Consider the following 6,604-nt stretch of genomic DNA (forward strand, 5'->3'; position numbering starts at 1 on the left):
TCGATTCTGGTGACTTCAGATTACGACACGGCGCTCAACGAACCGCCACATCCACGGGGCTCGGGGAATGGGGAAATGTGACAGTACGGGCACTTGATGCTGTTTCAGTGGCTAGTAATGCTTCTATCCTTAGTACAGTAGAAGCAGGGGGTGTAGGTCAGGGAGGTAATATCGACATTAATGCTGCAAGACTATCACTAATTGATGGCGCTCAACTGGCAACCGCTACTCGTGGAGCATCTAATACCCAGCCAGCAGGACGGGGGAATGCGGGGAATGTCAATGTTAATGTTACTGACGCTGTTGATATTGCTGGGGAGAAAAATGGTTTCAAAAGTGCAATTTTCAGCAGTGTGGAAACAGGGACAGTTGGCAATGGGGGTAACATTACTATCGATTCCGGTGACTTCTCATTACGCGATGGTGCTGCGCTTACTGCCTCAACTTCGGGACTTGGGAATGCAGGCACAATTAAAGTTAATGCTGCTGATTTTTTCACCATTTCTGGCAAGAGTTTAAGCTTTAATAGTGGCTTGTTCGTTAACTCCCAAAGTCCAACGGGTACTGCTGGAGATATTATCGTCACCTCACCTAGAGTTACCTTAGATAACAGTGCTACACTTAACGCCCAATCTGCATCGGGTAACGGTGGCGACATCAACTTACAAACTGATTTACTGCTTCTGCGCCGTGGCGCTCAAATTTCCACTACCGCAGGCACAGCACAAGCTGGTGGTAATGGTGGCAACATTACCATCAATGCCCCGTCGGGCTTCATTGTTGCTGTCCCAAGCGAAAATAGCGACATCACTGCTAATGCTTACACAGGTACAGGTGGTAGAGTAGATATTCAAGCCTTTGGTATCTATGGGATTCAACCCCGCTCTAACCCAACTCTCTTTAGTGATATCACCGCTAGTTCTGAGTTTGGTGTAAACGGCACTGTCGAACTCAATACACCCGGTATCGATCCCAACAGTAGCTTAGTTAATTTACCGACCGTACCAGTTGATACTCAAGTAGCACAGACTTGTTCCGCAGGTGGAACTTTAGCTAAGAGCCGTTTTACAATCACTGGACGCGGCGGTTTACCACCTAATCCGGGTGAAGCCCTCAGCGCTGACGCAGTGCAGGTAGATTTGGTGACTCTCAACTCAGAAGTAGGTAAACCCCCTACTCCAGCAGTCTCCACAAATCTCACTAACCCAACACCAGATCGTATAGTAGAAGCTACTGGTTGGGCGATCGCTGCTAATGGCGATATAATTCTCACTAATTCTGCACCCATCACGCCTCATTCTTCCTGGCAGAAGACAGCCGATTGCCGTGCGTTAAATCAACACCAGGGAGGTTGAGCAACTTCCACTGTCTATTTTTAGTAAAGACACGGTGCGAGGAGGGCAAAAACATGGCAAGGAAAAAATCTAGATTACGGATAATCAAACGCTTTTTAAGTGTACTGCTGCTTTTAGCTATGTTCTTAGGCGCTCTTTTATTGCCCCCCACTTTCGCACATGTAACTGCGGAAAACTCCAATGTTCAAAGCTTGGCTGATGCCCAAAACTTGGTGAAACAGGGGAGAAAATTCTATGAAGCCGAGCAATTTAATGATGCAACTGCAACATGGCTACAGGCTATCTCTGCGTTAAAAGTCCGTGGGGATGAACTTACACAAGCGATGATACTGGGCAATTTATCATTAGCTTATCAGCAATTGGGACAGTGGTCAGAAGCAGAAAGTGCGATCGCTCAAAGTCTTAACTTATTACAAACTGCTAAAGACACCAAAGACTCCTCGCAAATTCTAGCTCAAGTCTTAGATATCAAAGGTCGTCTGCAATTGGCTCAAAGCAAAGCTGAAAATGCCCTGGATACTTGGCGACTCTCAGCTGAGATTTATACAAAAATAGGCGATGAAAGGGCGGTTATTCAAAATCGGATTAACCAAGCGCAAGCTTTGCAAGCTTTAGGGTTTTATCGGCAAGCTGAGAAGACGTTAAGGCAAAGTACCCAGATTCTTCAAAGTCAACCCAACTCACCTGTTAAAGTCGCAGCTTTGCATAGTCTCGGTAATGTCGTGCAAGTCACTGGTGATTTAGAAACATCTCGGCAGATATTGCAGCAAAGTTTAGAATTAGCTTCATCGTTGCCAGATCGAGAAGCGATCGCTGATATTCTCCTCAGTCTGGGTAATACAGCCCGCGTACAGCAAGACACGCAAAAAGCTATAGAATTCTATCAACAAACTATCAAAACTGCAACCTCACCCACTACACGCATCCAAGCTCAAGCCAATCAACTAAGACTACTGCTGAAAACTGAGCAATTGTCAGCTTTTCAAACATTGTCTTCTGAAATTAAAACTCAGCTTAACGATTTACCTTTGAGTCGTACAGCAATTTCTGCCCGCATTAACTTTGCCCAAAGTTTAATGCAATTCCGAAAAAAAATTGCCGCAGACACTCCCTCATGGTTGGATATTGCTCAATTACTGGCAACTGCTATTGAGCAAGCAAAAAGTTTGCAAGATAGACGCACCCAATCCTATGCTATTGGTATTTTAGGCCAAGTTTACGAACAAACTCAACAGTGGTCTGATGCCCAAAACCTCACCCAACAAGCCTTGCTCATCGCTCAAGATATTGATGCTAAAGATATTGGCTATCAATGGCAATGGCAACTGGGACGTTTGCTGAAAACTAAGGGAGATATCAAAGGAGCAGTATCAGCTTACACAGAAGCAGTTAATAATCTCCAAGCCCTCCGCAGTGATTTAGTTGGTGTCAATTCTGCGGTGAAATTTTCCTTTCGAGAGGAAGTTGAACCAGTTTATCGACAGTTGGTTGATTTACTTTTGCAATCTCAAGGTAACTCGAAACTGAGCTTTGAAAATCTTCAAAAAGCCAGCAATACAATCGAATTACTCCAAATAGCAGAACTAGAAAACTTCTTTCGCAACAACTGTTTAAATGCTCAAATTCGTAATCCAAAAAAAGATCCAACGGCAGCAATTATTTATCCATTTATTTTGCCAGATCGACTAGAGATCATCATCGAGTTGCCTCAACAGCGTTGGTTGCACTACACTACTCCTGTAGTTAAAAAGGAAGTCGAAACTACTTTAGCGCAACTACAGGAAAATTTACCCAAACCCCACACCCTGCGACAGGTTCAGTCTTTATCCCAGAAGGTTTACAAATGGATCGTTCAACCTGCTGAAGCTGCTTTAGCTGAAAGTAACACTCCTACTTTGGTGTTTGTGCTGGATGGCTGGTTGCGGAATATTCCGATGGCAGCTCTCTACGATGGCAAACAGTATTTAGTTGAGAAATATAATATTGCACTCACCCCCAGTTTGCAACTGATTGAACTCAAACCAATGGAGAAGGAATTAAAGGCAATAGCCGCAGGATTGAGTGAAGCAAGTTCGGGATTTTCTGCACTACCCAACGTCAAACTTGAATTAGAAGAAATCCGCTCTCAAGTCCCTAGCAGCATCCTTCTAAATCAAGAATTTACCAGCAAAACTTTGCAAAACCAAATTAATTCTTTATCTTTCCCGATTGTTCATCTTGCAACTCATGGTCAGTTTAGCTCCAAGGCTGAGGAGACATTTATTGTTGCTTGGAATGAGCGTATTTATGTGAAAAAGTTAAATGAGTTAGTGCGAACAATAGAGCAAAACAGACCCGAAGCGATTGAATTGCTCATTCTTAGTGCCTGTCAAACAGCAGCTGGGGACGAACAAGCTGCACTGGGAATTGCTGGTGTCGCTTTTCAGGCAGGCGCACGCAGTACGATCGCTTCTTTGTGGAACTTAGATGATGAGTCTACTGCTGTGTTGATGAATCAATTTTACCAAGAGTTAGCCAACAAAAATCTGACTAAAGCTGAAGTACTCCGTCGCGCCCAGCTAGCTCTGTTGCAAAATCCCAAATACAAACGTCCCAGGTTTTGGGCCCCCTATGTTCTGCTAGGTAATTGGCTGTAGTTTTATATAAGTCAGATTGTATTGCAATCTGGTTTTTTTTCATCGAGCTGCAATTCGATTGTTTCGACTGACAATGCGATTATTTCGACTGATGAATTATATTGTATAAATTTATGTAAACAAATTAGTCAGTTTTGCGTAACATTAAGGCGATCGCAACTGAGAATTATCCAGAGGTGACTGTAACCACCCTAAACCGACATTAGTGGTGTGACATAACCAAAAGTTTAGCAACTGCTGTTTGCTTAGAGAGGTAAAATGTCCAAGATAAGTATTGGTTGGGGCTGGTTTCTAGGGATTGCGATATGTGGTACAAGCGTTTGCAGTACTAGAAGTTGCGCTTTTGCCCAAATTACCCCAGATGGCACTCTGCCTAATAATTCCATCGTTACACCATATGGCAGCTTCTTCAATATTACAGGAGGAACGCAAGCAGGAAGTAATTTGTTTCACAGCTTTGGTGAGTTTTCTGTCCCTTATAACGGCGCTGCTTTATTTAATAATGCTGCGGATATTCAGAATATTATCAGTCGGGTAACAGGTGGGTCAGTCTCTAAGATTGATGGATTAATTCTTGCTAATGGCACAGCTAATCTGTTTTTGATTAATCCCAATGGAATTGTATTTGGTCAAAATGCTCAATTAAATATTGGTGGTTCGTTTGTGGCAAGTACAGCGAATGCACTGCAATTTGGAAATCTTGGATCTTTTAGCGCGACACAGAAAAATATCCCTTCACCGTTGTTGACTATTAATCCTTCAGCATTGCTGTTTAATCAGATTAATCAAAACGCAGCGATTCAAAATAGCTCAGTTGTATTTGCAGGACAAGATCCAGCAGGTTTAAACGCATTTGGTTTACGAGTACTAGATGGTAAAAGTTTACTGCTGGTAGGTGGTAATGTCAGCATGGATGGGGGACGATTAAATGCTTTTGGTGGACGAGTTGAGTTAGGAGGGTTGGCCCAAGCTGGTACTGTAACGTTGGGTGTAGATGGCGATAATCTCAGTTTGAAATTTCCTGAGAATGTTGCACGAACTTCGGTATCCCTTACCAATCAAGCAGGTGTATCTGTAACTGGGGCTGGTGGCGGTAATATTGCAGTCAACGCCTTTAATCTAGAGATTTTAGGAGGAAGTATTTTAAGCGGTGGTATTGGGGAAGGTTTGGGGACACCTGAAACAATTGGGGGAGATATTACGCTGAATGCTACCAGCTCAATCAAAGTTGCTGCTGGGAGCATAGTTCGTAATCGTGTGCGCTTAGGGTCACAAGGCAATGGGGGTAACATTACTATCGATTCTGGTTCTTTCTCATTAGGCGATCGCGCTATCCTTCAAACCTCAACATCTGGACAAGGAAATGCGGGGAATGTGACAGTACGGGCACAAGATGCTGTTTCTTTTGCAGATGCTTACATCCTCAGCACGGTGGAACCAGGGGGTGTAGGTAAAGGTGGCAATATCGACATCAATGCTGCAACACTATCACTAATTGATGGCGCTCAACTGCTAACCCTAACTAATAAAGCATCTGATACCCAGCCAGCAGGACAGGGGGATGCGGGGAATGTCAATGTTAATGTTACTGGGTCAGTTAATATTGCTGGGGAGAAAAACGGTCTTTTTAGTGCAATTTACAGTCGGGTGGAAACGGGGACAGTTGGTAATGGGGGTAACATTACCATCGATTCTGGTTCTTTCTCATTAGGTGATCGCGCTCAACTTAGTGCCTCAACATTTGGACAAGGGAACGCGGGGAATGTGACAGTACGGGCACTTGAAACTGTTTCTCTTGCAGATAATGCTCGCATCTTCAGCACGGTGGAATCAGGGGGTGTAGGTAAAGGTGGCAATATTGACATCAATGCTGCAACACTATCACTAATTGATGGCGCTCAACTGCAAACCCTTACTCGTGGTGTATCTGCAACAGCGCCAGCAGGACGGGGGGATGCAGGGAATGTCAATGTTAATGTTACTGGGTCAGTTAATATTGCTGGGGAGAAAAACGGTCGTTTTAGTGGGATTGCCAGCCTTGTGGATAGGGGGACAGTTGGCGATGGGGGTAACATTACTATCGATTCTGGTTCTTTCTCGTTACAAAATGGCGCTCAACTTGTAGCCTCAACATTTGGACAAGGAAATGCGGGGAATGTGACAGTACGGGCACTTGATACTGTTTCTCTTGCAGATAATGCTCGCATCTTCAGCACGGTGCAACCAGGGGGTATAGGTAAAGGTGGCAATATCAACACCAATGCTGCAACACTATCATTAATTGATGGCGCTCAACTGCTAACTATTGCTCGTGAAGCATCTGATACCCAGCCAGCAGGACAGGGGGATGCGGGGAATGTCAATATAAATGTTACAGGTATTGTTGATATTGCTGGGGAGAAAAACGGTTATCCCAGTGCAATTTCCAGTCGGGTGGAAACGGGGACAGTTGGCAATGGGGGTAATATTACTATCGATTCTGGTGACTTCTCGTTACGAGATGGCGCTGTACTTACTGCCTCAACTTCTGGGCAAGGAAACGCAGGGAATGTGACAGTGAGTGCCAAAAATGCTGTTGACCTTGCAAACGGTTACATCCTCAGCACAGTGTCA

At 44.3% G+C, this 6,604-nt stretch carries 3 protein-coding genes; all 3 read left to right on the forward strand.

What is annotated here, in order from left to right:
• The first annotated feature begins 77 nt into the window (after positions 1–77).
• The gene (locus RMZ95_RS33905; protein WP_409884526.1) at positions 78–1,355 is read left to right on the forward strand and encodes a hypothetical protein; all 1,278 of its coding nucleotides are present in this window, start codon (positions 78–80) and stop codon (positions 1,353–1,355) included.
• Between the two features lie 53 nt (positions 1,356–1,408).
• Positions 1,409–3,991, forward strand: coding sequence for a CHAT domain-containing protein (locus RMZ95_RS33910; protein WP_409884528.1), 2,583 nt, complete (start codon positions 1,409–1,411; stop codon positions 3,989–3,991).
• Positions 3,992–4,249: 258 nt separating this feature from the next.
• A partial coding sequence (locus RMZ95_RS33915) for a filamentous hemagglutinin N-terminal domain-containing protein (protein ID WP_409884529.1) occupies positions 4,250–6,604 on the forward strand: 2,355 nt, incomplete at its 3' end.

It is taken from the genome of Nostoc sp. DedQUE07 (assembly GCF_034530975.2).
In the GTDB taxonomy this organism is placed as follows: domain Bacteria; phylum Cyanobacteriota; class Cyanobacteriia; order Cyanobacteriales; family Nostocaceae; genus Nostoc.